This is a genomic window from Streptomyces sp. NPDC050263 (assembly GCF_040655955.1).
GTDB lineage: Bacteria > Actinomycetota > Actinomycetes > Streptomycetales > Streptomycetaceae > Streptomyces.
Window position 1 is genome coordinate 1 of sequence record NZ_JBFAKW010000133.1, and the last position, 26300, is coordinate 26300.

Below are 26300 nucleotides of genomic sequence, written 5' to 3' on the forward strand. Positions count from 1 at the left end.
GTCCTCGTAGCGGAGCTACTAGGGCTTTCGCCCGGTGCGGCGAGAGTGCGTGCCGGGCGTCGCGACGCCGCGGAGATCCATCAGAAGCCCCCTAGAGGCCCAGAGGTCAGGTCCAGAGGTCCAGAGAGGCGTCCGGGCCCCGGTCGGTCGCCCTTCGGTGCGCTAGTCGTCCTTCAGCACGAAGGACGACTGCACCTTTGCAAACCCCGGGGCCTTCGCCTCGACCAGGTACGTGCCAGCTCCGGCCGCGCCCGCCGGGGGGGTCGCGCACTCCGGCGCACTCGGCTTGCGGTCCCACTTCACGAGGTACGTGATGCTGTCCCCGGCCGGCACCCGGTACAGCAGGCTCCCGGTCGCCTTGGGGCAGTCCGCGGACGACCAGTAGTCGTCGTCATCGCCCGTCAGAGTGATCGTCAACACCGCGGTCTTCGGGCCGAGATCGACCTTGCAGTCGCTTGTCGAGCCGTTCTTCGCGGTGAGTTGGAAGGTGGGAACCTCGTCCGGCGAGTAGTCGTTGCGAACGCTGCTCAGGGTCAACGTGACCACGCTGGCGGTGCAGTTGGGCAGTGTCGTCCCGGCCGGAAGCGTCGTCCCCGTACCGCTGCCGCCGCTGCCGCCGCTACCGCTGCCGTTGGCGCCGTCGTCGTCACTGCCGGAGCCCGTCGAGCCGCCGTCCGAGCCGCCTGAGCCGCTGCCGCCGCCCGAGCCCGACCCGCCGGTGGCGCCTTCGCTCGACTCGTCGCGCCCGCCCGGATTTTGGCTGATCGCGGGCCCGGAGCCGGTCGGTCCCGGCGTGATCGAGGACGCGGGATTCTTCCCGTTGCCCCCGTTCGCGCTGTTCTTGCCGCCGCCTCCGCCGGAGGCCACCACCCACAGGATCAGCAGCGCCAACAGGGCGAACACGGACAGCAGTACGACCCTCCGTCGCCAGTAGATGGAGGAGGGGAGCGGACCGACCGGATTGCGCAGAGATCCCACGGCGCAAACTGTACGAGAGATCGACGCGTTCGCTGTCCCCACCCGCCGCCAGGAGCACAACTTTTCCGGATCATCATTCCGGAAACCACCGCTCCCGCACTCGACTTCGACCCGCGCGGTCGCCGCCCGGTCCCCCCTCGACCACCGCTCGTTGGCCATCGCACCCGTTGCACCTCTGGCCATGACCACGGCACGCACGCGTGATGGGCCCTCGAGACGGCACCCGGCACGGCACCGGCACCGGTACCTGGTGGAGTGGCGATACGCGCGCGTGCCCCGGCGCGCATGGCAGGATCGGAAGGGCCATGACTGCGCCCACGAAGCCCCCGCACAGCAGCCCCGCCCGCGCCGACGTCGTCGCCGACGCCTCCGGAGCGGACCTGCACTCCCCGGTGATCGACTGGTTCGACGACCACGCCCGCGACCTGCCCTGGCGGCGCCCGGAGGCGGGCGCGTGGGGTGTGATGGTCAGCGAATTCATGCTCCAGCAGACGCCGGTCAGCCGCGTCCTGCCGGTCTACGAGCAGTGGCTCGCCCGCTGGCCGCGCCCCGCCGACCTGGCCGAGGAGGCTCCGGGCGAGGCCGTACGCGCGTGGGGACGGCTCGGCTACCCGCGCCGCGCCCTGCGGCTGCACGGCGCCGCGGCGGCGATAACGGAACGGCACGGCGGCGACGTGCCGTCGGACCACGCACAGCTCCTCGCGCTGCCCGGGATCGGCGAGTACACGGCCGCGGCCGTCGCCTCCTTCGCGTACGGCCAGCGGCACGCCGTCCTGGACACCAACGTCCGCCGCGTCTTCGCGCGCGCCGTCACGGGCGTGCAGTACCCCCCGAACGCCACGACGGCCGCCGAGCGCAAGCTGGCCCGCGCCCTGCTGCCCGACGACGAGCCGACGGCCGCGCGCTGGGCCGCCGCGTCCATGGAGCTCGGGGCGCTCGTCTGCACGGCCAAGAACGAGACGTGCGTGCGCTGCCCGATCGCCGCGCAGTGCGCCTGGCGGCTCGCGGGCAAACCGGCGCACGACGGCCCGCCACGCCGCGGCCAGACCTACGCCGGCACCGACCGGCAGGTCAGGGGCAAGCTGCTCGCCGTGCTGCGGGACGCGCACACGCCCGTGCCGCAGGCGGCCCTCGACCGCGCGTGGCACGAACCGGTGCAACGCGCGCGTGCGCTGGACGGGCTCGTCGCGGACGGACTGGTGGAGCCGCTACCGGGCGGGCTGTACCGCCTGCCGCTGACCTGACGCACGGTCATTTCACAGACAGACGGCTTCGTCACGGGCGCCGCGGGGCTTTCGTCACGCCCGACGGCCGGATAAATCGCCCCATAGGAGCGCCATTCGGCCTCCATCTCTACCCCGAACCCATTTCCGTTACACAACCGACGGACAGCTGAGCGCTGGCCGCAGGCTGCTTCGCACAGCCCCGTGACAACACCTCCGTAGCTTCATTTGCGTACCCGGCAGAGACACACGGGCTACAGACCACAGGGCAGTGAACCGGCGGCGACCGTCCGCCGGAACGGGGAATCGGAGGCGGTTGACCATGACGCAGGGCGACGTGCTCGAGTTCGAGGAATACGTCCGCACGCGGCAGGACGCGCTGCTGCGGAGCGCCCGGCGGCTGGTCCCGGACCCGGTCGACGCGCAGGACCTTCTGCAGACCGCGCTGGCCCGGACGTACGGCCGCTGGGACGGCATCGCGGACAAGCGGCTCGCGGACGCCTACCTGCGTCGGGTCATGATCAACACGCGGACCGAGTGGTGGCGGGCCCGCAAGCTCGAGGAAGTGCCGACCGAGCAGCTCCCGGACGCCTGCGTGGACGACTCCACCGAGCAGCACGCGGACCGCGCCCTGCTGATGGACGCGATGAAGGTCCTGGCACCGAAGCAGCGCAGCGTCGTGGTGCTGCGACACTGGGAGCAGATGTCCACGGAGGAGACGGCCGCCGCACTCGGCATGTCGGCCGGAACGGTCAAGAGCACGCTGCACCGGGCGCTCGCCCGGCTCCGCGAGGAGCTGGAGGCCCGCGACCTGGACGCACGCGCGCTGGAGCGTGAGGAGCGGGAGCGTTGCGCGGCGGCCTGACAGAGGCCGGGCCCACACCGGCCCGAGGCACCATCCAGGCGGCGATCACGGCGATGTCCGTGCTCGCCGCCCTCGCCCTTTTCGTCTCCGCCTGCGCCACCGGCGGCACCGGTGCCCGCGACGAGGGCCCGGCGCACTCCGACTCGACCTCAGGCGCGACGGCCTCACCGACGGCTTCCCCCAGCGCCCTCCCCGACCGGACGAACGCGGTCCAGCTCGTCAAGGACGACCCCGAGGTCTCGGCGGAGGTCAAGCGCGAGCTGAAGCCCTGCGTCGGCGACGAGTACCCGGTCGACGTGGCCTACGGCGATCTCACCGGCGGCTCCGGCCACGACCTCATCGTCAACGTGCTCACCTGCGGTGACGCCGTCGGGGTCGGCTCCTACGTCTACCGGGAGGACGGCGAGGGCTATGAGAACGTGTTCCAGGCCGAGGAGCCCCCGGTCTACGCGGAGATGGACCGCGGCAACCTGATGGTCATCAAACAGGTGTACGAGAAGGGCGACCCGGTCTCCAGCCCGTCCGGTGAGAACGTGATCACATACCGCTGGACCTCGGGCCGCTTCGTCAAGGAGTTCAGCTGGCACAACGACTACAGCAGCGTCGACGACGAGCCGACGCCGGTGCCGGAGACCAGCTGACCTGCCCGGAGAGGACCGCTCGAAAAAACTTCCGCCGGCGTGAACCGATCGGGCCGCTCGTTCCGACCAATGGGTGGGCGGGGAGTTGAACGCTCGCCGCGCTCCACGCGTCCACCCAGTGAGCGCCCTCGACAGCACACCGACAGGGGCCCGCCACACTGACGACGCACGCACGCGAGAACGCAGACGCAAACGCAGACGCATACGAGAACTGAGAGCACCGGGATGGCAGACCAGACCCACGTCCTGTTCGTCGAGGACGACGACGTCATCCGCGAGGCCACCCAGCTCGCCCTCGAGCGGGACGGCTTCGCGGTCACCGCGATGCCCGACGGCCTGTCGGGCCTGGAGGCGTTCCGGGCCGACCGCCCCGACATCGCACTGCTGGACGTCATGGTGCCCGGCCTGGACGGCGTGAGCCTGTGCCGACGCATCCGGGACGAGTCCACGGTGCCGGTGATCATGCTGTCGGCGCGCGCCGACTCCATCGACGTCGTCCTGGGCCTGGAGGCCGGTGCCGACGACTATGTGACCAAGCCCTTCGACGGCGCCGTACTGGTCGCCCGGATCCGTGCCGTCCTGCGCCGCTTCGGTCACGCGGGCGGCGGCGACCGCGCCGAGCCCGACGCCTCCCCCGCCGGTGGCGTGCTGATCTTCGGTGACCTGGAGATCGACACGGAGGGCATGGAGGTGCGCCGGGCCGGACAGCCGGTGGCGCTGACCCCGACCGAGATGCGCCTGCTGCTGGAGTTCTCCTCCGCTCCGGGCACGGTCCTCTCGCGCGACAAGCTGCTGGAGCGGGTGTGGGACTACGGCTGGGGCGGTGACACCCGCGTCGTCGACGTCCATGTACAGCGACTGCGAACGAAGATCGGCCAGGACCGCATCGAGACGGTCCGCGGCTTCGGCTACAAGTTGAAGGCCTGAGCGGGGCAAGGGCAGGAGCAAAGGCAGGAGTATGCGGGGGATGATCCGGCATCTGGGTCCGGCTCGCACGGAGCGCATCGGCATCCGTACGGGTCTGCGGTGGAAGTTGAGCGCGGCGATCGCGCTGGTCGGCGCGCTCGTGGCGATCGCGCTCAGCCTGGTCGTGCACAACGCCGCGCGCGTGTCCATGCTCGACAACGCACGCGATCTCGCCGACGAGCGCATCCAGATCGCCCAGAGCAACTACGAGCGGTCGGGTCGGCCGAACTTCCCCAACATCAAGATCGACGACTCCAGGCTGCCGCCCGCGTTGAAGGAGAAGGTCCGGGAGGGCCGCCGGGCCACGTTCGTCTCCGACCGCGCGGGCGGTCCGCCGGACATCTGGGCAGCCGTTCCGGTCAAGGACGGACATGTGCTGTCCCTGCACACCGGATTCACCGACCGCAGCACGGACATCCTCAAGGATCTCGACCAGGCCCTGGTGATCGGCTCCATCGCGGCCGTCCTCGGCGGCAGCGCGCTGGGCGTGCTCATCGGCGGGCAGCTCTCGCGGCGACTGCGCAAGGCGGCGGCCGCGGCCAACCAGGTCGCCAAGGGCGAGTCGGAGGTCCGGGTACGGGACGCCATCGGCGGGGTCGTGCGGGACGAGACCGACGACCTGGCGAGCGCGGTGGACGCCATGGCGGACACGCTCCAGGAGCGGCTGGAAGCCGAGCGCCGGGTCACCGCCGACATCGCGCACGAGCTGCGCACCCCGGTGACGGGCCTGCTGACGGCGGCCGAGCTGCTGCCGCCCGGCCGGCCGACGGAGCTGGTCCTGGACCGGGCACAGGCCATGCGCACCCTGGTGGAGGACGTCCTGGAGGTGGCCCGCCTCGACGGCGCCTCGGAGCGTGCCGAACTGCAGGACATCGTGCTGGGCGAGTTCGTGGCCCGGCGGGTGGCGGCCAAGGACCCGGACGTCGAGGTGCGGGTGGTGCACGAGTCGATGGTCACGACCGACCCCCGTCGCCTGGAGCGCGTCCTGTTCAACCTGCTGGCCAACGCGGCCCGCCACGGCAAGCCGCCGATCCAGGTCACCGTCGAGGGCCGGGTCATCCGGGTCCGCGACCACGGTCCCGGCTTCCCCGGGGACCTGCTCGCCGAGGGACCGAGCCGCTTCCGCACCGGCAGCGCCGACCGCGCCGGGCACGGTCACGGACTCGGCCTCACCATCGCGGCAGGCCAGGCCCGCGTCCTGGGCGCCCGGCTGACCTTCCGCAACGTACGTCCCGCAGGAGCGCCGGACCACATACCCGCCGAGGGCGCGGTCGCCGTCCTCTGGCTCCCCGAACACGCCCCTACCAACACGGGCACCTACCCGATGAGACCTTGACGACGACCTTTGCGCGGGGCCGGGGACCGGCCTTACTGGGGCCGGGGCAGGGCTTGCGGGGGCCTCGGGGGGCTACAAGGTTGGGTGCGCCTGGAGGTCGCGTGCCGGGCCTCGTGGGCTCGTCGGGGCCGGTAGGTCTGCGACCGGTCCGACGAGGGCGCAAGGGCAACAGCCTGTGGCTCCGACCCCCACCCCTCGACCACCGCCCCTCGCCCCCGACCTCCACCCACCACCGCCAGCCGCCGATCCCGACCGGCAGCCACACAGAAGGGCCCCCCGGGGCGGACACCACCGGGAGGCCTTCGCTCACTGTGAGGGGCGGCGTGCAGTCGAACTGCGCGCATCGTGCGATCTGCGCGAACTGCGTTACGTCAGGCCGTGCAAGGTCAGACCTCGACCATGGGTGCCTGCGCAGCAGCCCTACCGTCGGTCGGCTCGTCCTTCTTCTCCGGTCCCGCTCCCTTGAGCGGTACTTCCTTCACGAACACGGCCGCGACCACCGCGACCACCGCGACCACCGCACCCAGCAGGAACGCCGAGTGCGTGCCGGACGACACCGCGTGCTGGTAGGCCTCCCGGGCCACGGCGGGCAGCTTGGCCAGGCTGGCGGCGTCCAGTTGCGCGGACTGCTCGGTGATCTTCGAGCCGAGCTCGCCGGCTCGCTCGGACATGACGTCCTGGACCCGGTTGTTGAACAGCGCACCCATGATCGCGACACCGAAGGAGGACCCGAGCGTACGGAACAGGGTGGTGGAGGAGGACGCGACGCCCATGTCCTTCAGCTCGACGCTGTTCTGCGCGACCAGCATCGTGATCTGCATGAGGCAGCCCATGCCGAGGCCGACCACGGCCATGAACACACCGGAGGTGAAGCGGCTGGTCCCGGTGTCCATCGTCGACAGCAGATACAGGCCGATGACCATCAGGGCGCTGCCGACGATCGGGAAGACCTTGTACTTGCCGCTGTTCGTGGTCACCCGGCCGGCCACCATCGAGGTGACCAGCATCGCGCCGAGCATCGGCAGGAGCAGCAGCCCGGAGTTGGTCGCCGAGGCGCCCTGCACCGACTGCTGGTACAGCGGCAGGAACAGCGTCGCACCGAACATCACGAAGCCGGTGATGAAGCCGATGATCGACATCAGGGTGAAGTTGCGGCTGCGGAAGATGTGCAGCGGCACGATCGGCTCGGTCGCCTTGGTCTGCCAGAACACGAACCCGATCAGCGAGGCGACGCCGATCCCGATGAGCTCCATGATCCGCGCGGACGTCCAGGCGTACTCCGAGCCGCCCCAGGTGGTGACGAGGACGATGGAGGTGATGCCGACGGTCAGCAGAACGGCGCCCAGGTAGTCGATCCGCGACTGGGACCGCTTCTTCGGCAGGTGCAGCACGGCGCTGATGAGCGCCAGCGAGACCACGCCGAGCGGCAGGTTGATGTAGAAGGACCAGCGCCAGCCCCAGTTGTCGGTGATGGTGCCGCCGACCAGCGGGCCGCCGATCATCGCGAGCGCCATGACGCCGGCCATCATGCCCTGGTACTTGCCGCGCTCCCGCGGCGGGATCAGGTCTCCGATGATCGCCATGACACCGACCATCAGACCACCGGCGCCAAGGCCCTGGATGGCGCGGAAGCCGATCAGTTCGCCCATGTTCTGGGCCATGCCGCTCAGTGCGGACCCGATCAGGAAGATCACGATCGACGTCATGAAGGCGCCCTTGCGCCCGTACATGTCGCCGAGCTTGCCCCAGATCGGGGTGGAGGCCGCGGTCGCGAGGGTGTACGCGGTGACGACCCACGAAAGATGTTCGAGCCCGCCGAGTTCGCCGACGATCGTCGGCATCGCCGTGCCCACGATCATGTTGTCGAGCATCGCGAGCATCATCGTGATCATCAGCGCGAGCAGAACCACCCGCACGCTCCTGGGCTGCTTCTCCGCCCCGGCCTCGACTGTCTGTGTGTCCGCCATTTTCCCACTCCCCTGGGTACAACCCCGACCGGCTACTTACTTGCCGCCCGGCTAGTTCACTACACTGGGGAAGGTAGACCTGCCACTAGCCGGTCGTCAAGTAAGTTTCTGGGGGCGAACTAGCCGGACGGCAAGTAAGTTTCCGCGGGAGCCCGAGGAGTACGAGGATGGACGTCACCATGGACGGCACCAAGCGGCAGCGACGCGGCAACACCCGCCAGCGCATCCAGGACGTGGCCCTCGAACTCTTCGCCGAACAGGGCTACGAGAAGACCTCCCTCCGCGAGATCGCGGAGCGCCTGGAGGTCACCAAGGCGGCTCTCTACTACCACTTCAAGACCAAGGAAGAGATCATCGTCGGCATCTTCACGGATCTGACGAAGCCGATCGAAGACCTGATCGAGTGGGGCAAGAACCAGCCGCACACCCTGGAGACCAAGCACGAGCTCGTCCGGCGCTACAGCAAGGCCCTGTCCGAGGCGGCCCCGCTCTTCCGCTTCATGCAGGAGAACCAGGCGACGGTGCGGGAACTCCAGATCGGCGACTCGTTCAAGGACCGCATGCGCGGCCTGCGCGACATCATCATCGACCGGGACGCCCCCCTGACCGACCAGGTGCGCTGCGTGAGCGCCATCTTCACGCTGCACGCCGGCATGTTCTTCCTGCAGGACCTCGAAGGCGACCCCGAGGACAAGCGCGCAGCCGTCCTCGAGGTCGCCATGGGGCTGGTGACACAGGCGCACCAGGGCGCCTGATCACATCAGCGTCAGACCTTCACGCCCTTGGAGCGCAGGAACTTCACCGGGTCTATCGCCGAGCCGTAGTTCGCGGTCTTACGGATCTCGAAGTGCAGGTGCGGACCGCTGGAGTTGCCGGTGTTGCCGGACAGGGCGATCTTCTGACCCGTCTTGACGACCTGGCCGACCTTCACGCTGATGCGCGAGAGGTGGGCGTACTGCGAGTAGACGCCGTTCGCGTGCTTGATCACGATGGCGTTGCCGTAGGCCGGGCCGTCACCGGCGCCGTTGCCGCCGGCCTTGACCACTGTGCCGCCGTGCGCGGCCATGACCTTGGTGCCGCTCGGCACGGCGAAGTCCTGACCACTGTGGGTGGACTGCCACATGCCGCCGGCCTGGGCGAAGCTGGCGGACAGCGTGTACTTCTTCACCGGGTCGATCCAGGAAGCGGCGGAGACGGCCGTCTTGGCGGCGACCGGCGCGGCGGCGGGGGCGGCGGCGGACGCCACTCCGGTTCCCAGCACAGCCGAGGCGCCCACTGCGGCGACCCCGACGGCCACGCGGGTGCGGAGCAGGGACGTACGGGAAGAACGGAACGTGACGCGCTTGAACATGAAGACCTCATGGGGACGGGGACAGAAGAAACCACCCGGCACGAACCTCTGCCGCAGTGGCCATCCCTTGGTAACCCCCAGGCCCACAGACCCCCAAACGTGTGATCTACGACGGAAGCTAGTACTTCAGCACAAAACTTCCCATCTCTTGACAGGTCGCACTTTCCGGACACCCTCGACACCGAGCCACGCCGGAGGCGGGAGCGGGGCCCAGACCCCCGGGGTGATTGTCCTTTTTGCCCAGATTTAGCGTGCGACTATCCAGCTTAGTAGGGGTCAAATCGCCTGTGCGGCTTGTCACCGGCCGCCCACCTCAAGGGACTTCGGAATGTGACGGCGGCTACTCCCCCGCCCCGCACGCCAGTTGTGACCCCGGTCACGATCACATGCACGGGTCTGTGATCGGCCTCTCATTCGCATCTACCGTCCAGTAACCCGCTGGTTCCCCTCAGGCCACTCGGGTCGATCAGCATGCGCACGACACCCGCAGTGCATGGACGCGAGAGGACCCCACACATGACCCGAGGCACCTGGACGCGCCGCATCGCCATGACCGCCGTGGCGACCGCAGCCGTCACAGCTCTGGCCGTCCCGGCCGGCGCCCAGGCCGCGACGGCCACCGGCACCTCCACCGTCGCCACCGCGTCCACCGCAGCGGCCGCGGAGGACGTCGACTACGCGACCTGGCAGCAGGACTGCCGGGCCGTGATGGACCAGGCCCTGCCGGCGTTGAAGAAGCGCATCGCCGCCGCCAAGACCGGCGAGAAGCAGGCGATCGTCTTCGACATCGACAACACCACCCTGGAGACCGACTTCGGCTTCAGCTACCCGCAGCCGGCCAACAAGCCGGTCCTCGACGTCGCCAAGTACGCCCAGGAGCACGGCGTCTCGCTGTTCTTCGTCACCGCCCGCCCGGGCATCATCTCCGGCGTGACCGACTACAACCTCAAGTACGTCGGCTACCAGGTCTCCGGCCTCTACGTGCGCGGCTTCCTCGACCTCTTCAAGGACGTCGCCGCCTACAAGACCGCTCAGCGCGTCGACATCGAGTCCAAGGGCTACACGATCATCGCGAACATCGGCAACAGCGCCACCGACCTCTCCGGCGGCCACGCCGAGACGACGTACAAGCTGCCCGACTACGACGGCCAGCTGTCGTAACCGCACGCGAGCATGACGAAGGGGCCGGTGCTGAAAAGCACCGGCCCCTTCTGGTCGGCCCGAAGGCCGGTCGGCCCGAAGGCCGGTCGGCCCGAAGGCCGGTCGGCCCGAAGGCCTGAGGCTTACGCCTCCTTGCTCAGGTTCGGTCCGGCGCCGCCGGCCGCCTGCTCGACCGGCGGGACGTCGGGCAGCGCCGACTTCTCCTCGCCGCGGAAGGTGAAGGTCTGGGTCTCGCCCTCGCCCTCGGTGCCGACGACCACGATGTGACCGGGACGCAGCTCGCCGAAGAGGATCTTCTCCGACAGCGTGTCCTCGATCTCGCGCTGGATCGTGCGACGCAGCGGACGCGCGCCCAGCACCGGGTCGTAGCCCTTCTTGGCCAGCAGCTCCTTGGCGGACTGGGAGAGCTCGATGCCCATGTCCCGGTCCTTCAGGCGCTCGTCCACCTTGCCGATCATCAGGTCGACGATCCGCAGGATGTCCGCCTGGGTCAGCTGCGGGAAGACGACCACGTCGTCGACGCGGTTGAGGAACTCGGGGCGGAAGTGCTGCTTGAGCTCGTCCGACACCTTGTTCTTCATGCGCTCGTAGTTGGACTTCGAGTCGCCCGACGCCGCGAAGCCCAGGTTGAAGCCCTTGGAGATGTCCCGGGTGCCGAGGTTGGTCGTCATGATGATGACCGTGTTCTTGAAGTCCACGACCCGGCCCTGGGAGTCGGTCAGACGACCGTCCTCCAGGATCTGGAGCAGCGAGTTGAAGATGTCCGGGTGGGCCTTCTCGACCTCGTCGAAGAGGACGACGGAGAACGGCTTGCGGCGCACCTTCTCGGTCAGCTGACCGCCCTCTTCGTAGCCCACGTATCCGGGGGGCGAACCGAAGAGACGCGAGACCGTGTGCTTCTCGCTGAACTCCGACATGTCGAGGGAGATCAGCGCGTCCTCGTCACCGAAGAGGAACTCGGCGAGCGCCTTGGACAGCTCGGTCTTACCGACGCCGGACGGGCCGGCGAAGATGAACGAACCACCGGGACGCTTCGGGTCCTTCAGACCGGCACGCGTACGACGGATCGCCTTGGACAGCGCCTTGACGGCGTCGACCTGGCCGATGACCCGCTTGTGGAGCTCGTCCTCCATGCGCAGCAGACGCGAGGACTCCTCCTCGGTCAGCTTGAAGACCGGGATGCCGGTGGCCGTGGCGAGGACCTCGGCGATGAGCTCGCCGTCGACCTCGGCGACGACGTCCATGTCGCCGGCCTTCCACTCCTTCTCCCGCTTGGCCTTGGCGGCCAGGAGCTGCTTCTCCTTGTCGCGGAGGGAGGCGGCCTTCTCGAAGTCCTGCGAGTCGATCGCGGACTCCTTGTCGCGGCGCACGCCGGCGATCTTCTCGTCGAACTCGCGCAGGTCCGGCGGCGCGGTCATCCGGCGGATGCGCATCCGGGAACCGGCCTCGTCGATCAGGTCGATCGCCTTGTCCGGGAGGAAGCGGTCCGAGATGTACCGGTCGGCCAGCGTCGCGGCCTGGACCAGCGCCTCGTCGGTGATGGAGACGCGGTGGTGGGCCTCGTACCGGTCGCGGAGACCCTTGAGGATCTCGATCGTGTGCGGCAGGGACGGCTCGGCGACCTGGATGGGCTGGAAGCGGCGCTCGAGGGCCGCGTCCTTCTCCAGGTGCTTGCGGTATTCGTCCAGCGTGGTGGCGCCGATGGTCTGGAGCTCACCGCGGGCCAGCATCGGCTTCAGGATCGAAGCGGCGTCGATGGCGCCTTCGGCGGCACCCGCACCGACCAGCGTGTGGAGCTCGTCGATGAACAGGATGATGTCGCCGCGGGTGCGGATCTCCTTGAGGACCTTCTTCAGGCGCTCCTCGAAGTCACCGCGGTAGCGGGAGCCGGCGACCAGAGCGCCGAGGTCCAGCGTGTAGAGGTGCTTGTCCTTGAGGGTCTCGGGCACCTCGCCCTTGACGATGGCCTGGGCGAGGCCCTCGACGACGGCGGTCTTGCCGACGCCGGGCTCACCGATCAGGACCGGGTTGTTCTTGGTGCGGCGGGACAGCACCTGCATGACCCGCTCGATCTCCTTCTCGCGCCCGATGACCGGGTCGAGCTTGGACTCACGAGCGGCCTGGGTGAGGTTCCGGCCGAACTGGTCGAGCACCAGGGACGTCGAGGGCGTGCCCTCGGCAGGGCCGCCCGCGGTGGCGGTCTCCTTGCCCTGGTAACCGGAGAGCAGCTGGATGACCTGCTGCCGCACCCGGTTGAGATCTGCGCCCAGCTTGACGAGGACCTGGGCGGCGACGCCCTCGCCCTCGCGGATCAGGCCGAGCAGGATGTGCTCCGTGCCGATGTAGTTGTGACCCAGCTGAAGGGCCTCGCGGAGCGACAGCTCCAGGACCTTCTTGGCACGGGGGGTGAAGGGGATGTGCCCGGACGGGGCCTGCTGCCCCTGCCCGATGATCTCCTCCACCTGCTGGCGGACCGCCTCGAGCGAAATCCCGAGGCTCTCAAGGGCCTTGGCGGCGACACCCTCACCCTCGTGGATCAGGCCCAGGAGGATGTGCTCGGTGCCGATGTAGTTGTGGTTGAGCATCCGGGCTTCTTCCTGAGCCAGGACGACAACCCGCCGCGCGCGGTCGGTGAACCTCTCGAACATCGTTAATCGCTCCTCAGAGCGGTCAGGCAGTGGGGGGAACTTCCCCTCCCTGTCCTTCCGCAGCTTAGTCCCGCAAGCGGGGACCGCTCATTCCAACTGCCGACACCGTCGATGGCCTCCTGACCCCGAACGCCGACATCTGCTCCAACCCGATGGTGCGAGACGATGTTCCCGCAGGCCAGGCAGTTACCCCAGTCGCCAGTACGCCGATGGCGAACGCGAGACGGCCTTTCCTGCGTGTCGCCCCCTCCCACTAGGGATGTCTTACCCGCGGGCACTGACACTCCATGCCGTGCGCACCGGTTCCCTCCGCTACGGGCGAACAGCCTTGCGCCTCACGACACCCCCCACGCATGCCTTTGTCGACACGCTGTGCGGTCGCGGGACCACCCAGCGTAACTCGCGGGCCTTTTTGGCGGTTGCACTTGGCATGGTTGGCTCAGTCCCCCCGGCCGGCGACTCGGCCGCCGCTGCGATCCTCACGCTTCCCCTCCCCCGACGGCCGCTCGATCCGGACGATCCGGCGGATCGGACCGACCCGGTCCGCGGCTGGTACGAGAACGAACTGGGCTGGGCGACCGTGCCCGGGAAGCCGGTACGACTTTTGGTGGGCGAGCGCTTCGACGTCCTGGACGTACCGTCCGAGGCGGGTCTCGCGGCGCTCCGGCGGCTCGCGCCGGGCTCTCCGGTGGCCGTACGGGGCGACCGGATGCGGCTGCTGGTGGCGGCGGGCTGCGCGGAGGAGGTGCCCGGGATCCTCCAGTGGCTGGAGTGGGGCGCGCTGCCGCTGGATCTGACGGCGATCGGCGCGGGCGGGCTCATCGAGGCTCCGTTGCCTCCCGCGCGGAATCCGGGCCGCGATCCCGGCCTGAACCGCCCTGTACCGGTGCAGGGGGCCGCTGTGTGGCTGCGGCCCCCCGTGGCAGGGTGCGAGGTCGAGGCCTCGCTGCCGACGATGTCGGCCTTGGGGGGCGGTGGGGGCGCCCCCGATCTCGTGCGACTGATGGACACGCTGGCGACGCACTGTCATCGTGTCCGGCTGCGGCGCGCGTGCGCTCAGCCGTTGGCCTTCTCGTAGGCCTCGCGAATGGTCGCCGGAACGCGGCCACGGTCATTGACCTCGAAACCGTTCTCCTTCGCCCACGCGCGGATCTGAGCGGTGTCCTGGCTGCCACCGGAAGCGGCGCGGGCCTTTCCACGCCCACCCGAAGCACGGCCGCCGGTACGACGTCCGCCCTTCACGTAGGGCTCGAGAAGTCCACGCAGCTTGTCCGCATTGGTTGTCGTGAGATCGATCTCGTACGTCTTGCCGTCCAGCGCGAACGTCACGGTCTCGTCCGCCTCGCCGCCGTCGAGGTCGTCGACAAGAAGGACCTGAACCTTCTGTGCCATCGGATTTCCTTTCATCGAAAACGTGAGGGGGCCGGGGGTCCGCAGCGTCCGCCGTTTAGCCGAGCCCTGTTATATGCAGTACTGCAGTACGTCGGAAAGCAAACCGCTTTTGCTGGGAAAACACAAACCCCCGGCAGAGACCGGCAGCCCGCCCCCCGTCCGGAAACGTGCGCGTTTCGGACATAGGGAACCCGGGCAAGGCGGGTCGGTCGGAATGGACGTCGACGATCACAGATGCAGAAGCATCCGGCTGTTGCCCAAGGTGTTCGGTTTCACTCGTTCGAGTCCGAGGAACTCCGCGACGCCCTCGTCATAGGAACGCAGCAGCTCCGCGTAGACATCGGTGTCGACCGGCGTCTCACCGATCTCCACGAAGCCGTGCTTGCCGAAGAAGTCCACTTCGAAGGTCAGGCAGAAAACGCGGCGAACACCGAGCCAGCGTGCGGTGTGCAGCAACTTCTCCAACAACTGGTGACCGACGCCGGCGCCCTTCAGCCCGCGCTTCACCGCGAGAGTCCGGACTTCCGCCAGGTCTTCCCACATCACGTGCAGGGCGCCACAGCCGACCACCTCGGCGTTGTCGTCGCGTTCGGCGACCCAGAACTCCTGGATGTCCTCGTAAAGCGTCACCGTCGCTTTGTCGAGCAGGATGCCGCCGCGGACGTAGGCGTCAAGGAGACGGCGCACGGCGGGGACATCGCCGGTCCGGGCCCGCCGGACGGTGATGGCTTTAGCGGTGACTTCGGGGTTCTCGGCGTTCTCGGCGGATGGACTCTCTGCTGACATGTGCGGACGCTATCGCCCGCCGCCCTCCGTCGCCGAGGCGGGGTTCTCCGCGCCACTGCGGCTACTGCCGGTACTCCCCGCACTCTCCGCACTCCCCTGAGTTGCGGGTTCGGCAGTTTCCGGACCTTGGACCATGCGTACGGCGTCGCGCAGCGCGTGTCGCTGTTCCTCACTCATCATCCCGAAGAAGGCGACGAGAGCGGCCGCGGGGTTGTCGCTCTGCGCCCAGGCGTCGTTCATCAGGGCGGCGGCGTAGGCAGCCCGGGTGGAGACCGCCTCATATCGATAGGCCCGGCCTTCCGCTTCACGACGCACCCAGCCCTTCTGATGGAGATTGTCCAAAACGGTCATCACCGTGGTGTACGCGATGGACCGTTCCTGCTGAAGGTCTTCCAGGACTTCTCGAACGGTGACGGGGCGGTTCCACTTCCACACCCGCGTCATGACCGAGTCTTCGAGTTCTCCCAATGGGCGAGGCACAGCTCAGAACAATAGTGGGAGATCTCGCCAATCGCGTGGCGGACGTGCACCTTCATTGGCAAATGGGAACAAAAAGGGCGTACGGCTTCGATAGAAGCCGTACGCCCCGGCAGGCGGCGGAGGTGCCTCGGTCCGGTCAGGCGTCGGGGCCCGCGGAGCCCTGGCGGGCGCCGTCCGCGCGCGCGAGCGCGGCGTCGACGGCCGCGTCCTCCTTGGCCTTGTTGGACCCTCCCTGGGTCTTCACGATCACCCTGATCACACCGATGAAGAACACGGCCATGACGATGGGAGGCACGAGCGCGGAGACGTAGTCCATGGATCCAGAGTAGCCAGGGAGGAACGGGACATCCGGGCGGGGTGCGCCCAAGTCAGCCGGCGGCGAGCCGCCGCTGCTCCGGGTCGGCGGGCGGCGGGGTCGGTTTGCGGCGCGGGAAGACCTCGCCCGGGGTGGGGACGGGCCGCCGGGCGGGCTCGGGCGCGGAGGGCTTGGCGGGGACGGGGCCCGGAGCGGGCGGGGCCGGCTTCTCGGCGGGCTTCTTCCGCGGTTGCTCGCCCGGCCGTCCGACCGGGTCCTCGTCGGCGGCGACGGAGAGCCGGGCGCAGCCGCCGACGGAAAGGCCCCCGGGGAGGGCCAGGAGCCGCGTGCGGGACGCCGGAACCGTCGGGGCGACCGGAACGGCCCTGCGGGCCGTACGGCGGGCCAGACGGGTGCGTACGTCGTGTTCGGCGAGCACCTGGCAGCGGCTCAGGAGAGCGGCGGCCGTCGGGTTGCCGCGCAGGGCGCGCAGCGCGGCGAGGTCGTCGGGATCGGGCCGGTAGCCGGTGGCCAGCACCTCCTCCAGGAGGGTGAGGTAACCGGCGGCGGTGCCGGGGAGGGCGGCGCGGTACCGGGCGAGGTCGGCCACCAGGAAGGCCCGCAGCCGGGCGGCCTCGCCCATCGCCTCGTCGAGGGACTCGGCGAGGCGATGGCAGTCCTGGACGTCCTCGGCGGAGACGGGGCCGGGGTGGAGGGCGAGGGCGAGGGCGCGGCGGAGCACACGCAGCTCCTCCGCACCGAACGCCATGCCGCCGCGGGATCCGTAGGGCGTGGGCATGCCGCGACGATACGCGCTAATCAGACAAATTCGACACAGAGCGTGGGTGTGGCGCGCCCGGATCCGCCCTGGTGGCCCCGTCGACGGACCGCCCCCGCCCGCCTGCGCCCGCGCCTCCGCCCGCCCAGGGATCCCCTCGTCACATGCGCGACACGTTCCGCTCGTACACCAGGCGCAGCCCGATCAGCGTCAGCCAGGGCTCGTGCTCGTCGATCACCGAGGACTCGCCGAGCACCGTCGGCGCCAGTCCGCCCGTGGCGATCACCGTCACGTCCTCCGGGTTGTCCGCCAGTTCGCGGGCCATCCGGGTGACGACGCCGTCGACCTGGCCGGCGAAGCCGTAGACGATCCCGGACTGCATCGCCTCGACCGTGTTCTTGCCGATCACGCTCCGCGGCCGGGCCACCTCGATCTTGCGCAGCATCGCGGCCCTGACGCCCAGCGCCTCGACCGAGATCTCGATGCCGGGGGCGATGACCCCACCGACGTACTCCCCGCGCGCGGAGACCGCGTCGAACGTCGTCGCCGTGCCGAAGTCGACGACGATCGCCGGGCCGCCGTAGAGCTCGTTCGCCGCGACCGCGTTGATGATGCGGTCGGCGCCGACCTCCTTGGGGTTGTCGAACAGGATCGGCACGCCCGTCTTCACGCCGGGTTCGACGAGCACGGCGGGCACGTCGCCGTAGTAGCGCCGTGTCACCTCTCGCAGTTCGTGCAGCACGGAGGGCACGGTCGCGCAGATCGCGATCCCGTCGATGCCGTCGCCCAGGTCGTCCCCGAGGAGCGGGTGCATGCCCATGAGGCCCTGGAGCAGCACGGCCAGTTCGTCCGCGGTGCGGCGGGCGTCGGTGGAGATCCGCCAGTGCTCGACGATGTCCTCACCGTCGAACAGGCCGAGCACGGTGTGCGTGTTGCCCACGTCGATCGTCAGCAGCATGGCCGGTCCCCGTTCCTACTCAGCCGCTCGCAGATCCAGACCGATGTCCAGGATCGGCGAGGAGTGGGTCAGGGCCCCTACGGCGAGGAAGTCGACGCCGGTGTCGGCGTACGCCTTGGCGTTCTCCAGGGTCAGCCGGCCGGACGCCTCCAGCAGGGCTCGCCCGCCGACGACGCCGACGGCCTCGGCGCACTCCCCGGGCGTGAAGTTGTCCAGCAGGATCAGATCGGCACCCGCGTCGACCACCTCGCGCAGCTGGTGCAAGGTGTCGACCTCGACCTCGATCGGCACCTCCGGGAAGGTCTCCCGGACGGCCTCGAAGGCCCGGGCGACGCCGCCCGCGGCGACCACGTGGTTGTCCTTGACCAGGGCAGCGTCGGACAGCGACATCCGGTGGTTGACGCCTCCGCCGCAGCGGACGGCGAACTTCTCCAGGGAGCGCAGCCCCGGCGTCGTCTTACGGGTGTCGCGCACGCGTGTCTTCGTGCCCTCCAGGACGTCCGCCCACGCGCGCGTGGCGGTGGCGATACCGGACAGGCGGCACATCAGGTTGAGCGCGCTGCGCTCGGCGGTGAGGAGGTCACGCGTGCGCGTGGTGACCGACAGCAGCTTCTGTCCGGCCTCCACGCGGTCGCCGTCCTCCACGTGCCGCTCGACCTCGAACTCGTCCGTGCAGACGACCGAGACGACCGCCTCGGCGATCCTGAGGCCCGCGACCACGCCTGCCTCGCGCGCGGTGAAGTCGGCGGTGGCGACCGCGTCCTCGGGGATGGTCGCGACCGTCGTCACGTCGACGCCGTGGTCCAGGTCCTCCTGGATGGCGACGTTGGCGATGTCCTCGACCTCGACGGGGTCGAGGCCGGCGTCGGTCAGGAGCTGGGCGAGCGCGGGGTCGAGCCCGCACTCCAGGTACTCCGCGTCGGTGAAGTCCGCGTCTGCGTCGGCGCCACAGGCACAGCCGTCGCCGCAGCCGCCGCTCTGGGCGAGGGGAAGGTCGGGGGTGCTCACGTCTGTCACTGCTCCTGGTGGTGCTGCCGGGTAGGGGGGAAGTCTGCGGTATCGGTGGTGTGTACGGCGAGCGTGCGGTCCGGATTCAGCCTGACGACGATGTGGCGGCGCCAGTTCGCGTCGTCGCGGTCGGCGTGGTCCTCGCGCCAGTGGCAGCCGCGGGTCTCCTCGCGCTGCCGGGCGGCGGCGACCAGGACGCGCGCGACGCACAGGAGGTTGGTGGCCTCCCAGGTGTCGACGCCGGGCTCGGCCGTCTTGCCGTTCTCGTCGAGGGCGCCGCGGGCCTCGGTGTGCAGCCGTTGCAGCTGGTCGGCGGCCTTCTCCAGGGACTCGGCGGAGCGCAGGACGCCCGCGCCCTCCGTCATCACCCGCTGGATGGCGAACCGGGCCTCGGGGGCGAGGAGCGGGTGCGCGGGCCGCTCGGGGTGCTCGACGGGCGCGGGCACACGCGCGTGAAGCCGGTCGTCCGCCCGGCTCGCCGCGATGTCGGCCACGATGCGCTCGGCGTAGACGAGGCCTTCCAGGAGCGAGTTCGACGCGAGCCGGTTCGCGCCGTGCACGCCGGTGCAGGCGACCTCCCCGCACGCGTAGAGGCCCGGCACGGTCGTCCGGCCGCGGGAGTCGGTCCGCACGCCTCCGGAGGCGTAGTGGGCGGCCGGGGCCACCGGGACGGGCTCGGTGACCGGGTCGATGCCGTGGGTGCGGCAGGCGGCGAGGATGGTCGGGAAGCGGTGCTCCCACATGGGGGCGCCGAAGTGCCGGGCGTCGAGGAACATGTGCTCGGCGTCCTGCTCCTGCATGCGGCGCATGATGCCCTTGGCGACGATGTCCCGGGGCGCGAGCTCGGCCAGCTCGTGCTGCCCGACCATGAAGCGCACGCCGTCCGCGTCGACCAGGTGGGCGCCCTCGCCGCGCACGGCCTCGGAGACGAGGGGCTGCTGGCCCTCCGCGTCCGCGCCGAGGAACAGCACGGTCGGGTGGAACTGGACGAACTCCAGGTCGGAGACCTCCGCGCCCGCGCGCAGAGCCAGCGCCACGCCGTCGCCGGTGGACACGGACGGGTTGGTGGTGGCCGAGAACACCTGCCCCATGCCGCCGGTCGCGAGGACGACCGCGGGGGCGTGCACGGCGCCGACGCCGTCGTGCTGGCCCTCGCCCATGACGTGCAGGGTGACGCCGGCGGTGCGGCCGTCGGCGTCCGTGAGGAGGTCCAGGACGAGCGCGTTCTCGATCGTGCGCATGCCACGCGCGTGTACCGCCTCGACGAGCGCCCGGGAGATCTCCGCGCCGGTCGCGTCGCCGCCCGCGTGGGCGATCCGGCGGCGGTGGTGGCCGCCCTCGCGGGTGAGCTCCAGGCCGCCTCCCTCGGACTCGTCGAAGTGCGCGCCGGTCGCGATCAGCCGGCGCACGGCGTCGGGGCCCTCGGTGACGAGGATCCGCACCGCGTCCTCGTCGCACAGGCCCACGCCCGCCACCAGCGTGTCGTCCAGGTGCTGTTCGGGTGTGTCGCCCTCGCCCAGGGCTGCGGCTATGCCGCCCTGCGCCCAGCGGGTGGAGCCGTCGTCGAGGCGGGCCTTGGTGACGACGACGGTCTTCAGGCCGGCGGCCTCGCAGCGCAGGGCCGCGGTCAGGCCGGCGACGCCGGAGCCGACGACCACGACGTCCGCGGCGATGCTCCACCCGGGCGCGGGCGCGTGCAGTCGTATGCCTGTGCTGGTCACGAGGCGGCTCCGAAGGTGAGGGGGAGGTTGTCGATCAGCCGGGTCGACCCGACCCGGGCGGCGACGGCGAGCACGGCCTCGCCGGTGAAGTCGTCGTCGATCTCCGTGAAGTCGGACGGGTCGACGAGGGCGAGGTAGTCCAGCTCCAGCGGCGGGTCGTGGCGCACGGCATCGTCGAGAACCAGGCGGGCGGCCGCGCGGACGGCGGCGGGGTTGCCGGGGGCGGCCTTGGCGACGGCGTGCGCGTCGGCGGCCGCGCGGGACTCCCCTATGGCGCTGAGCGCCTCGGCACGCGCGTGCGTGGCGGGCACCTCACGCGCGCGTGCGCGCAGCGCCTCCTGCGCGGCGTGCCGGTCGCCGCCGGCGAAAAGCGCCTGGGAGAGCGCCAGCGCGGTGCGCCGCTCCCGGGCGGACAGAAAGCGGTTGCGGCTGGACAGCGCCAGGCCGTCCTCCTCGCGCACCGTCGGTACGGCGACGATCTCCACGCCGAAGTTCAGGTCGCGCGTCATACGGCGGATCAGGGCGAGCTGTTGGGCGTCCTTCTGCCCGAACAGGGCCGCGTCGGGCCGGGTGAGGTGCAGGAGCTTGGCGACGACGGTGAGCATGCCGTCGAAGTGCCCGGGACGGGAGCTGCCCTCCAGGCGGCCGCCCATGGGGCCCGCGGTGATGCGGACCTGGGGCTCGCCGCCCGGGTAGACCTCGTCCACGGACGGGGCGAACACGACGTCCGCGCCGGCCTGCTCGGCGATCTTGAGATCGGCGTCCAGGGTGCGCGGGTAGCGGTCGAGGTCCTCGCCCTGGCCGAACTGCAAGGGATTGACGAAGACCGTGACGACGACCTCGCCGTCCGGCCCGGCGAGTTCGCGAGCCGTACGGACGAGAGCGGCATGGCCCTCGTGGAGGGCGCCCATCGTCATCACGACGGTCCGGCGGCCGCCACGCGTGCGTGCATGGAGTTCGTCGGCGGTGCGCAGCAGAGTGGTGGTCATCCGGCGTCTCCTTCGGTGCCGTGCGTGCCGGGCGTACCAGGGGCGCCAGGGGTGCCGTGGGCTTCCTCGGCAAGCACCCCGAGGAGGTCCTCGGCGAGTTCGGGCTTCAGGAGTCCGTGGGCGAGCGCGCGGTCGGCGGTCGCGCGGGCCATCGCCAGGTAGCCGGCGACGGCCTGCGGGGCGTGCTCGCGCAGCTGCGCGACGTGCGCGGCGACCGTGCCCGCGTCCCCGCGCGCGACGGGGCCGGTGAGCGCGCCGTCGCCGGAGCGCAGCGCGTTGTCGAGGGCGGCGCCGAGCAGTGGGCCGAGCATCCGGTCGGGGGCCTCGACACCGGCCGCGCGGAGCAGCTCCATGGACTGGGCGACCAGCGTGACCAGGTGGTTTGCGCCCAGGGCGAGGGCCGCGTGGTAGAGCGGACGGCTCTCCTCGGCGATCCACTCCGGCTCGCCACCCATCTCGATCACGAGGGCTTCCGCGGCCAGCCGCAGCTCGTCGGGCGCGGTGACCCCGAAGGCGCAGCCGGCCAGCCGCTGGACGTCCACGGGCGTGCCCGTGAAGGTCATCGCCGGGTGCAGGGCCAGCGGCAGCGCGCCCGCGCGCAGGGCGGGGTCGAGCACCTTCGCGCCGTACCGCCCGGAGGTGTGCACGAGCAGCTGGCCCGGCCGCACGGCGCCGGTCTCGGCGAGGCCCTCGACGAGACCGGGCAGGCTGTCGTCGGGGACGGTCAGCAGCACCAGGTCGGCACGCCGGAGGACCTCGGCGGGCGGGAGGAGGGGCACGTCGGGCAGCAGCAGCGCGGCTCGTCGCCTGGAGGCGTCGGAGACGCCGGAGACGGCGACCGGGCGGTGCCCGGCGAGTTGGAGGGACGCGGCCAGGGCCGGCCCGACCCGGCCGGCGCCGACGACGCCGACGGCGAGCCGCGCGGGGCGGTCCCTGGGGTCTGGCTGTTGGGCTGTACTCACGCGACGACGGCCTTCCGTTCCAGTCCGCTCCGGGTACCGGACGATTTCTCGTCATGTTAACGCGATTGGTTCGAGCGGAGCCCGGTCGTCCACAGGCTGTGGGCTTCGCCACCCGCTTCCGAACCGCGTCCGAATCACGTCCGCCTCACGTGCAACACGCTTCCGACCCACCGACCCGGCCGCCGGGTCGGAGCCTGAAATGCGCGTGCCCGTGCGAGCCGCGGCACGGCATCATCCGGAGCATGACGAACACGGCGGAGCAGGGCGAGGAGAAGTCGGCGCGGCAGCGCCTGCGGGAGCGGCGGACGGTCGCCTTCCGCAAGGCGGAACGCGTGCTCGCGCGCGGGGGGTTCCGGGGCACCCTGCGCGACCGGCTCACGCTGCTCCACGAGGCCGCACCCCAGGTCTACGACCTCGACGAGCCCGCCGACATCTACGGCGACGGGGTCGTGGAGGCCCTGGAGAATCGGGTCGCCGAGCTGCTGGGGACGGAGGCCTGCGCCTTCTTCCCGACCGGCACGATGGCCCAGCAGGTCGCCTTGCGCTGCTGGGCGGGCCGCACCGGGAACCCCACGGTCGCACTGCATGCGCTGAGCCACCCCGAGGTGTGGGAGCGGGGCGCGTTCACCACCGTCAGCGAGCTGCGCACGGTCCGGGTGACGACCGAGCCCCGGCTGCCCACGGCGGAGGAGGTGCGCGCCTTCGAGGAGCCCTTCGGGGCGCTGATGCTGGAGCTGCCCCTCAGGGACGCCGGTTTCGTGCTCCCCTCCTGGGAGGAGCTGACCGAGGTCGTGGAGGCGGCACGCGAGCGCGATGCGGTCGTGCACTTCGACGGCGCGCGCCTGTGGGAGACCACCCACCACTTCGGCCGCGCTCTACGGGACATAGCGGGCCTGGCGGACAGCGTCTACGTGTCGTTCTACAAGTCCCTCGACGGCTTCGGCGGCGCCGCGCTCGCCGGCCCGAGGACGCTGATCGAGGAGGCGCGGACCTGGCGGCACCGCTACGGCGGAATGCTCTTCCAGCAGTTCCCCACCGCACTGTCGGCGCTCATCGGGCTGGAGCGGGAGCTGCCCCGGCTGCCGGAATACGTGGCCCACGCGCGTGTGGTGGCCACCGCGCTGCGCGAGGGGTTCGCCGAAACGGACGTCCCATGGGCGCGCGTGCACCCGGAGGTGCCGCACACGCACGAGTTCCAGGTCTGGCTGCCGTACGAGGCGGACGTGCTCGCCGAGGCGGCGGCGCTCCAGGCCGAGGAGACGGCCACGATGCTCTTCGCCGGCGCCTGGGCCCGCGGCGGGCCCGGGCTGTCCCTCACCGAGGTCACCGTCCGCGCCGCCGGCCTGACGTGGACGGCGGACGACGTGAAGGCGGCGGTCGCGGGCTTCACGGCCCGGCTGGCCCGGGTGATTGAGGCAGCCGCAGCGACCGAGGCCACCGAAGCCGGCAAGGCAGCAGAGGCGGCCGAGGCGGTCAGCAGGTAGGGCGGGGGCGCAGGTGCAGCCGACGGGCCAGGGCACGCCACAGCCGCCCGTGGGCGGGGCGGCCCGCGACGACCGCGCGGAACTGCTGGTAGTCGCGCAGTTCGCGCATCACCTGCCAGTCGTGGGCGCCGGGCGCGGGAACGACGGGCTCGCCGTGCTGCCGGGCGCGGTGGGCGTCGAGGGCGTACTGCTGGGTGATGCTCATGGCCGATCCCTCTCGGAACGATCGTGTTCAGGGCATAGGAGGAGGTGAAAGGGCATAGGAAGACGTGACGGGGGCTCCGCAACAGCCCCGGCCTCTTCAGGCTGCGGCCCGGCGGCCGCCCGCGTCGCGTCGATTGACGGCGGCCGTCAATCGGAGATCGCGTTGTCGGTGGCGGGGTGCACCATGAGGACATGAGCCTGAGCATCGACATCGCTGGGCTGCGGCCGGAGAGGGTCGCCGTCGTGCCCTCCCCCCTGGCCGAGCTCGGCACCGCGCTGCACGCGCTGGCCGAGCCGGGGCACCATCCCGGCCTCCAGGGATGGGTCACCGGCGTCACTGCTCGGCTCGACCCCTATCTGGCCGACCGGATGTGCGAGGCCGACTTCCTGTGGCGGACGACGTTCTCGGACGTCTTCCTGCCCTACGCGGGCATCCCGGGCCGGGACACGCTCCCCGGGGCCACACTCGCCGAGGAACTCGACCTCCTCGACAAGCTGACGGACGAGCAGTTCGTGGACCTGTCACTGGAGTTCACCTGCTCCTCCGGGTACGAACTGCCGAGCAACAGCGTCCTCGCCGACCCGGAACTGCGCCGCCGCGCCTTGGAACTGGCCGCCGCGCGCGGGCCTCGCCAGGTGCGGTTCACCCAACGGCTGCTCGACGACCCGCCACGCGTGCGTGCCTGGCTCAGGCAGTTCCTGGAGGACTGCGACGAGGCGTTCTTCGCCGATGTCTGGGCCCGGGTCCGCATCCCGCTCGCCGCCGACGCCCGGCACAAGACGGACCTGCTGCGCCACAAGGGCCTGGCGGAGACGCTCGCCGCGGTGTCCCCCGCCGTGACGCTCGACGAGGCCGGGGCGCGCATCACGGTGGACAAGCTGGTCCATGCCCGGACCACCACCGGGGACGGCGGCCTGCTGCTCGTGCCGACGAGCCTCGGCTGGCCGCACCTGATGGTGCTGTACCGGCACGGCTGGCAGCCCGTGCTGCACTACCCGGTCGGCTCTCCGGAGCTGGCCTCGCCGCCCTCGGTGGAGCAGCTGACGCTACGGATGACCGCGCTGTCGCATCCCGTCCGGATGCGGATCTGCCGCCTGCTGGCCCGCAGCGCGTACACCACGACCGAGCTGGCCCAGGCCCAGGGCATGACGGCCCCCGAGATATCCCGGCATCTCGCCGTCCTGAAGAAGGCGGGCCTGCTCACCACCCGCCGGCGCGGCCGGTACGTGCTGCACCAGCTCGACGTGGCGGTGGTGGCCCGGCTGGGCAGCGACTTCCTGGAAGGGATACTCCGCTAGGCCCAGCAGGCCCAGTAGGGCCAGCAGGCCCGAGGGCCGATAGGCCTTGTCTGCTTGCAGGAACTCCAAGGGGTCAGTCGAAGCGGATGTGTTTCAGGCCGACCCCGGCCTGCCGCAGCTTCGTCCGCAGCGCGCCCTCGGTGTTGGGCCTGAGCGTCAGCCCGGCGAGGACGGCGATGCGGTCGGCCGTCTTCGGCACGGTCGAGTGGTCCGTCCACAAGTGCTCGGCGAACTCCGGCTCGCTCAGTCGTTCGAGGCAGTGGTCGAGCTTCTGGACGGCCCAGCTCTCCCGGCGCAGCCCCGCGTTCTTACCGGCGACGAACCCGAGGAGGTGCCCGAGGCCTCGCTCGCGCAACCGCCGCACCACCGTCCCGCGTTCGGCGAGGAGAGTGAAGTGGCGTACGTCGTGGCCGAGTTCGCGCAGCCTGCCGACAGTCTCCCCGAAGTACCGGGGATCGGTCACGGTCATGGGCACGATGACCACGCCGTCGTGCCGGCCGAGCGCCAGGTCGAGGACCTCGACGACGCCCTGTCGCCAGGAGGTCAGGTCCTGGAAGTCCCCGCGAAGGTCGGGCGGCAGCATGCGGCGCAGGCCGAAGCCGGCGTGCTCGGGGTCGCAGACGACACTGCCGGGCAGACGGCGCTGTATCTCGTGTGCGGTCTGTGTCTTGCCGCCCCCGAAAGGGCCGTTGATCCACAGGAGCATGCGCAGACCCTAGATGAATGAGTCCAAGGGATGTCCTGCGGACATAGGACGAGGGCGTCCAGTGTCGATGTGTGACGACCGACCTGGACACCCTCGCAACGG

General features: G+C 70.6%; 26 protein-coding genes. 10 read left to right on the plus strand and 16 right to left on the minus strand.

Going from position 1 to position 26300, the window contains the following annotated elements:
- Window positions 1-162: 162 nt before the first annotated feature.
- On the minus strand, window positions 163-978 hold the full coding sequence (locus AB0J04_RS37900) for a hypothetical protein (protein WP_363173180.1): 816 nt from the start codon (window positions 976-978) through the stop codon (window positions 163-165).
- Window positions 979-1283: 305 nt separating this feature from the next.
- Between AB0J04_RS37900 and AB0J04_RS37905 the strand changes: the two genes are divergently transcribed.
- The 5 genes from AB0J04_RS37905 to cseC all read left to right on the plus strand — a co-directional run bounded on the left by AB0J04_RS37905 (window position 1284) and on the right by cseC (window position 6009).
- Window positions 1284-2222: an A/G-specific adenine glycosylase gene (locus AB0J04_RS37905; RefSeq protein ID WP_363173181.1), complete on the plus strand. Its 939-nt coding sequence runs from the start codon at window positions 1284-1286 to the stop codon at window positions 2220-2222.
- A 301-nt stretch (window positions 2223-2523) separates the two neighbouring features.
- Complete coding sequence (locus AB0J04_RS37910) at window positions 2524-3066, plus strand: SigE family RNA polymerase sigma factor (RefSeq protein ID WP_351916016.1); 543 nt, start codon at window positions 2524-2526, stop codon at window positions 3064-3066.
- Window positions 3051-3707: a hypothetical protein gene (locus AB0J04_RS37915; RefSeq protein WP_363173182.1), complete on the plus strand. Its 657-nt coding sequence runs from the start codon at window positions 3051-3053 to the stop codon at window positions 3705-3707. The genes AB0J04_RS37910 and AB0J04_RS37915 overlap by 16 nt, the downstream gene beginning before the upstream one ends.
- A gap of 225 nt (window positions 3708-3932) precedes the next feature.
- Complete coding sequence (gene cseB, locus AB0J04_RS37920) at window positions 3933-4634, plus strand: two-component system response regulator CseB (RefSeq protein ID WP_363173183.1); 702 nt, start codon at window positions 3933-3935, stop codon at window positions 4632-4634.
- Window positions 4635-4665: 31 nt separating this feature from the next.
- Window positions 4666-6009: a two-component system sensor histidine kinase CseC gene (cseC, locus tag AB0J04_RS37925; protein WP_363173184.1), complete on the plus strand. Its 1344-nt coding sequence runs from the start codon at window positions 4666-4668 to the stop codon at window positions 6007-6009.
- A 386-nt stretch (window positions 6010-6395) separates the two neighbouring features.
- On the opposite strand, the gene AB0J04_RS37930 is transcribed toward cseC, so the two are convergent.
- Entirely contained in the window at window positions 6396-7976 is a 1581-nt protein-coding gene (locus AB0J04_RS37930; protein ID WP_363173185.1) for an MDR family MFS transporter, read from the minus strand.
- Window positions 7977-8143: 167 nt separating this feature from the next.
- Between AB0J04_RS37930 and AB0J04_RS37935 the strand changes: the two genes are divergently transcribed.
- Window positions 8144-8731 carry a TetR/AcrR family transcriptional regulator gene (locus AB0J04_RS37935; RefSeq protein WP_363173186.1) on the plus strand — a complete coding sequence of 196 codons (588 nt, stop codon included), beginning with the start codon at window positions 8144-8146 and terminating at the stop codon, window positions 8729-8731.
- Between the two features lie 11 nt (window positions 8732-8742).
- On the opposite strand, the gene AB0J04_RS37940 is transcribed toward AB0J04_RS37935, so the two are convergent.
- Complete coding sequence (locus tag AB0J04_RS37940) at window positions 8743-9327, minus strand: M23 family metallopeptidase (RefSeq protein WP_363173187.1); 585 nt, start codon at window positions 9325-9327, stop codon at window positions 8743-8745.
- 516 nt (window positions 9328-9843) lie between these two features.
- Between AB0J04_RS37940 and AB0J04_RS37945 the strand changes: the two genes are divergently transcribed.
- Window positions 9844-10488 (plus strand): HAD family acid phosphatase, encoded by a 645-nt coding sequence (locus tag AB0J04_RS37945; protein WP_363173188.1) that lies wholly within the window; start codon window positions 9844-9846, stop codon window positions 10486-10488.
- Between the two features lie 122 nt (window positions 10489-10610).
- Here the strand turns inward: AB0J04_RS37945 and AB0J04_RS37950 are convergent, their stop codons facing one another.
- Entirely contained in the window at window positions 10611-13136 is a 2526-nt protein-coding gene (locus AB0J04_RS37950; protein WP_363173190.1) for an ATP-dependent Clp protease ATP-binding subunit, read from the minus strand.
- A gap of 430 nt (window positions 13137-13566) precedes the next feature.
- Between AB0J04_RS37950 and AB0J04_RS37955 the strand changes: the two genes are divergently transcribed.
- Entirely contained in the window at window positions 13567-14214 is a 648-nt protein-coding gene (locus AB0J04_RS37955; RefSeq protein ID WP_363173191.1) for an SCO3374 family protein, read from the plus strand.
- On the opposite strand, the gene AB0J04_RS37960 is transcribed toward AB0J04_RS37955, so the two are convergent.
- The 10 genes from AB0J04_RS37960 to AB0J04_RS38005 all read right to left on the minus strand — a co-directional run bounded on the left by AB0J04_RS37960 (window position 14193) and on the right by AB0J04_RS38005 (window position 22505).
- Window positions 14193-14528 (minus strand): Lsr2 family protein, encoded by a 336-nt coding sequence (locus tag AB0J04_RS37960; RefSeq protein ID WP_069773146.1) that lies wholly within the window; start codon window positions 14526-14528, stop codon window positions 14193-14195. The two genes, AB0J04_RS37955 and AB0J04_RS37960, sit on opposite strands and share 22 nt — an antisense overlap.
- Before the next feature lie 228 nt (window positions 14529-14756).
- Window positions 14757-15314, minus strand: a complete 558-nt coding sequence (locus AB0J04_RS37965) for an amino-acid N-acetyltransferase (RefSeq protein ID WP_363173192.1) — start codon at window positions 15312-15314, stop codon at window positions 14757-14759.
- A 9-nt stretch (window positions 15315-15323) separates the two neighbouring features.
- Window positions 15324-15782 (minus strand): BlaI/MecI/CopY family transcriptional regulator, encoded by a 459-nt coding sequence (locus AB0J04_RS37970; protein ID WP_363173193.1) that lies wholly within the window; start codon window positions 15780-15782, stop codon window positions 15324-15326.
- Window positions 15783-15930: 148 nt separating this feature from the next.
- Window positions 15931-16110 (minus strand): hypothetical protein, encoded by a 180-nt coding sequence (locus tag AB0J04_RS37975; protein WP_363173194.1) that lies wholly within the window; start codon window positions 16108-16110, stop codon window positions 15931-15933.
- Between the two features lie 52 nt (window positions 16111-16162).
- Window positions 16163-16858, minus strand: a complete 696-nt coding sequence (locus AB0J04_RS37980; RefSeq protein ID WP_363173205.1) for a hypothetical protein — start codon at window positions 16856-16858, stop codon at window positions 16163-16165.
- A 169-nt stretch (window positions 16859-17027) separates the two neighbouring features.
- A complete protein-coding gene (locus AB0J04_RS37985; RefSeq protein WP_363173196.1) occupies window positions 17028-17825 on the minus strand; it encodes a type III pantothenate kinase in 798 nt (265 codons plus the stop codon).
- Window positions 17826-17840: 15 nt separating this feature from the next.
- Window positions 17841-18833, minus strand: coding sequence for a carboxylating nicotinate-nucleotide diphosphorylase (gene nadC, locus AB0J04_RS37990; RefSeq protein WP_363173197.1), 993 nt, complete (start codon window positions 18831-18833; stop codon window positions 17841-17843).
- Window positions 18834-18838: 5 nt separating this feature from the next.
- Window positions 18839-20554, minus strand: a complete 1716-nt coding sequence (locus AB0J04_RS37995) for an L-aspartate oxidase (protein ID WP_363173198.1) — start codon at window positions 20552-20554, stop codon at window positions 18839-18841.
- Window positions 20551-21543, minus strand: a complete 993-nt coding sequence (gene panC, locus AB0J04_RS38000) for a pantoate--beta-alanine ligase (RefSeq protein ID WP_363173199.1) — start codon at window positions 21541-21543, stop codon at window positions 20551-20553. The genes AB0J04_RS37995 and panC overlap by 4 nt, the downstream gene beginning before the upstream one ends.
- Complete coding sequence (locus AB0J04_RS38005; protein WP_363173200.1) at window positions 21540-22505, minus strand: DUF2520 domain-containing protein; 966 nt, start codon at window positions 22503-22505, stop codon at window positions 21540-21542. The genes panC and AB0J04_RS38005 overlap by 4 nt, the downstream gene beginning before the upstream one ends.
- 242 nt (window positions 22506-22747) lie before the next feature.
- On the opposite strand from AB0J04_RS38005, the gene AB0J04_RS38010 reads away from it, so the two are divergent.
- On the plus strand, window positions 22748-23989 hold the full coding sequence (locus AB0J04_RS38010) for a beta-eliminating lyase-related protein (protein ID WP_363173201.1): 1242 nt from the start codon (window positions 22748-22750) through the stop codon (window positions 23987-23989).
- On the opposite strand, the gene AB0J04_RS38015 is transcribed toward AB0J04_RS38010, so the two are convergent.
- Window positions 23979-24194 carry a hypothetical protein gene (locus AB0J04_RS38015; RefSeq protein ID WP_363173202.1) on the minus strand — a complete coding sequence of 72 codons (216 nt, stop codon included), beginning with the start codon at window positions 24192-24194 and terminating at the stop codon, window positions 23979-23981. The two genes, AB0J04_RS38010 and AB0J04_RS38015, sit on opposite strands and share 11 nt — an antisense overlap.
- Window positions 24195-24385: 191 nt before the next feature.
- Between AB0J04_RS38015 and AB0J04_RS38020 the strand changes: the two genes are divergently transcribed.
- Entirely contained in the window at window positions 24386-25492 is a 1107-nt protein-coding gene (locus AB0J04_RS38020; RefSeq protein WP_363173203.1) for a DUF5937 family protein, read from the plus strand.
- Window positions 25493-25565: 73 nt separating this feature from the next.
- Here AB0J04_RS38020 and AB0J04_RS38025 read toward each other — a convergent pair whose 3' ends face one another.
- Window positions 25566-26198: an AAA family ATPase gene (locus AB0J04_RS38025; protein WP_363173204.1), complete on the minus strand. Its 633-nt coding sequence runs from the start codon at window positions 26196-26198 to the stop codon at window positions 25566-25568.
- Window positions 26199-26300: the final 102 nt, after the last annotated feature.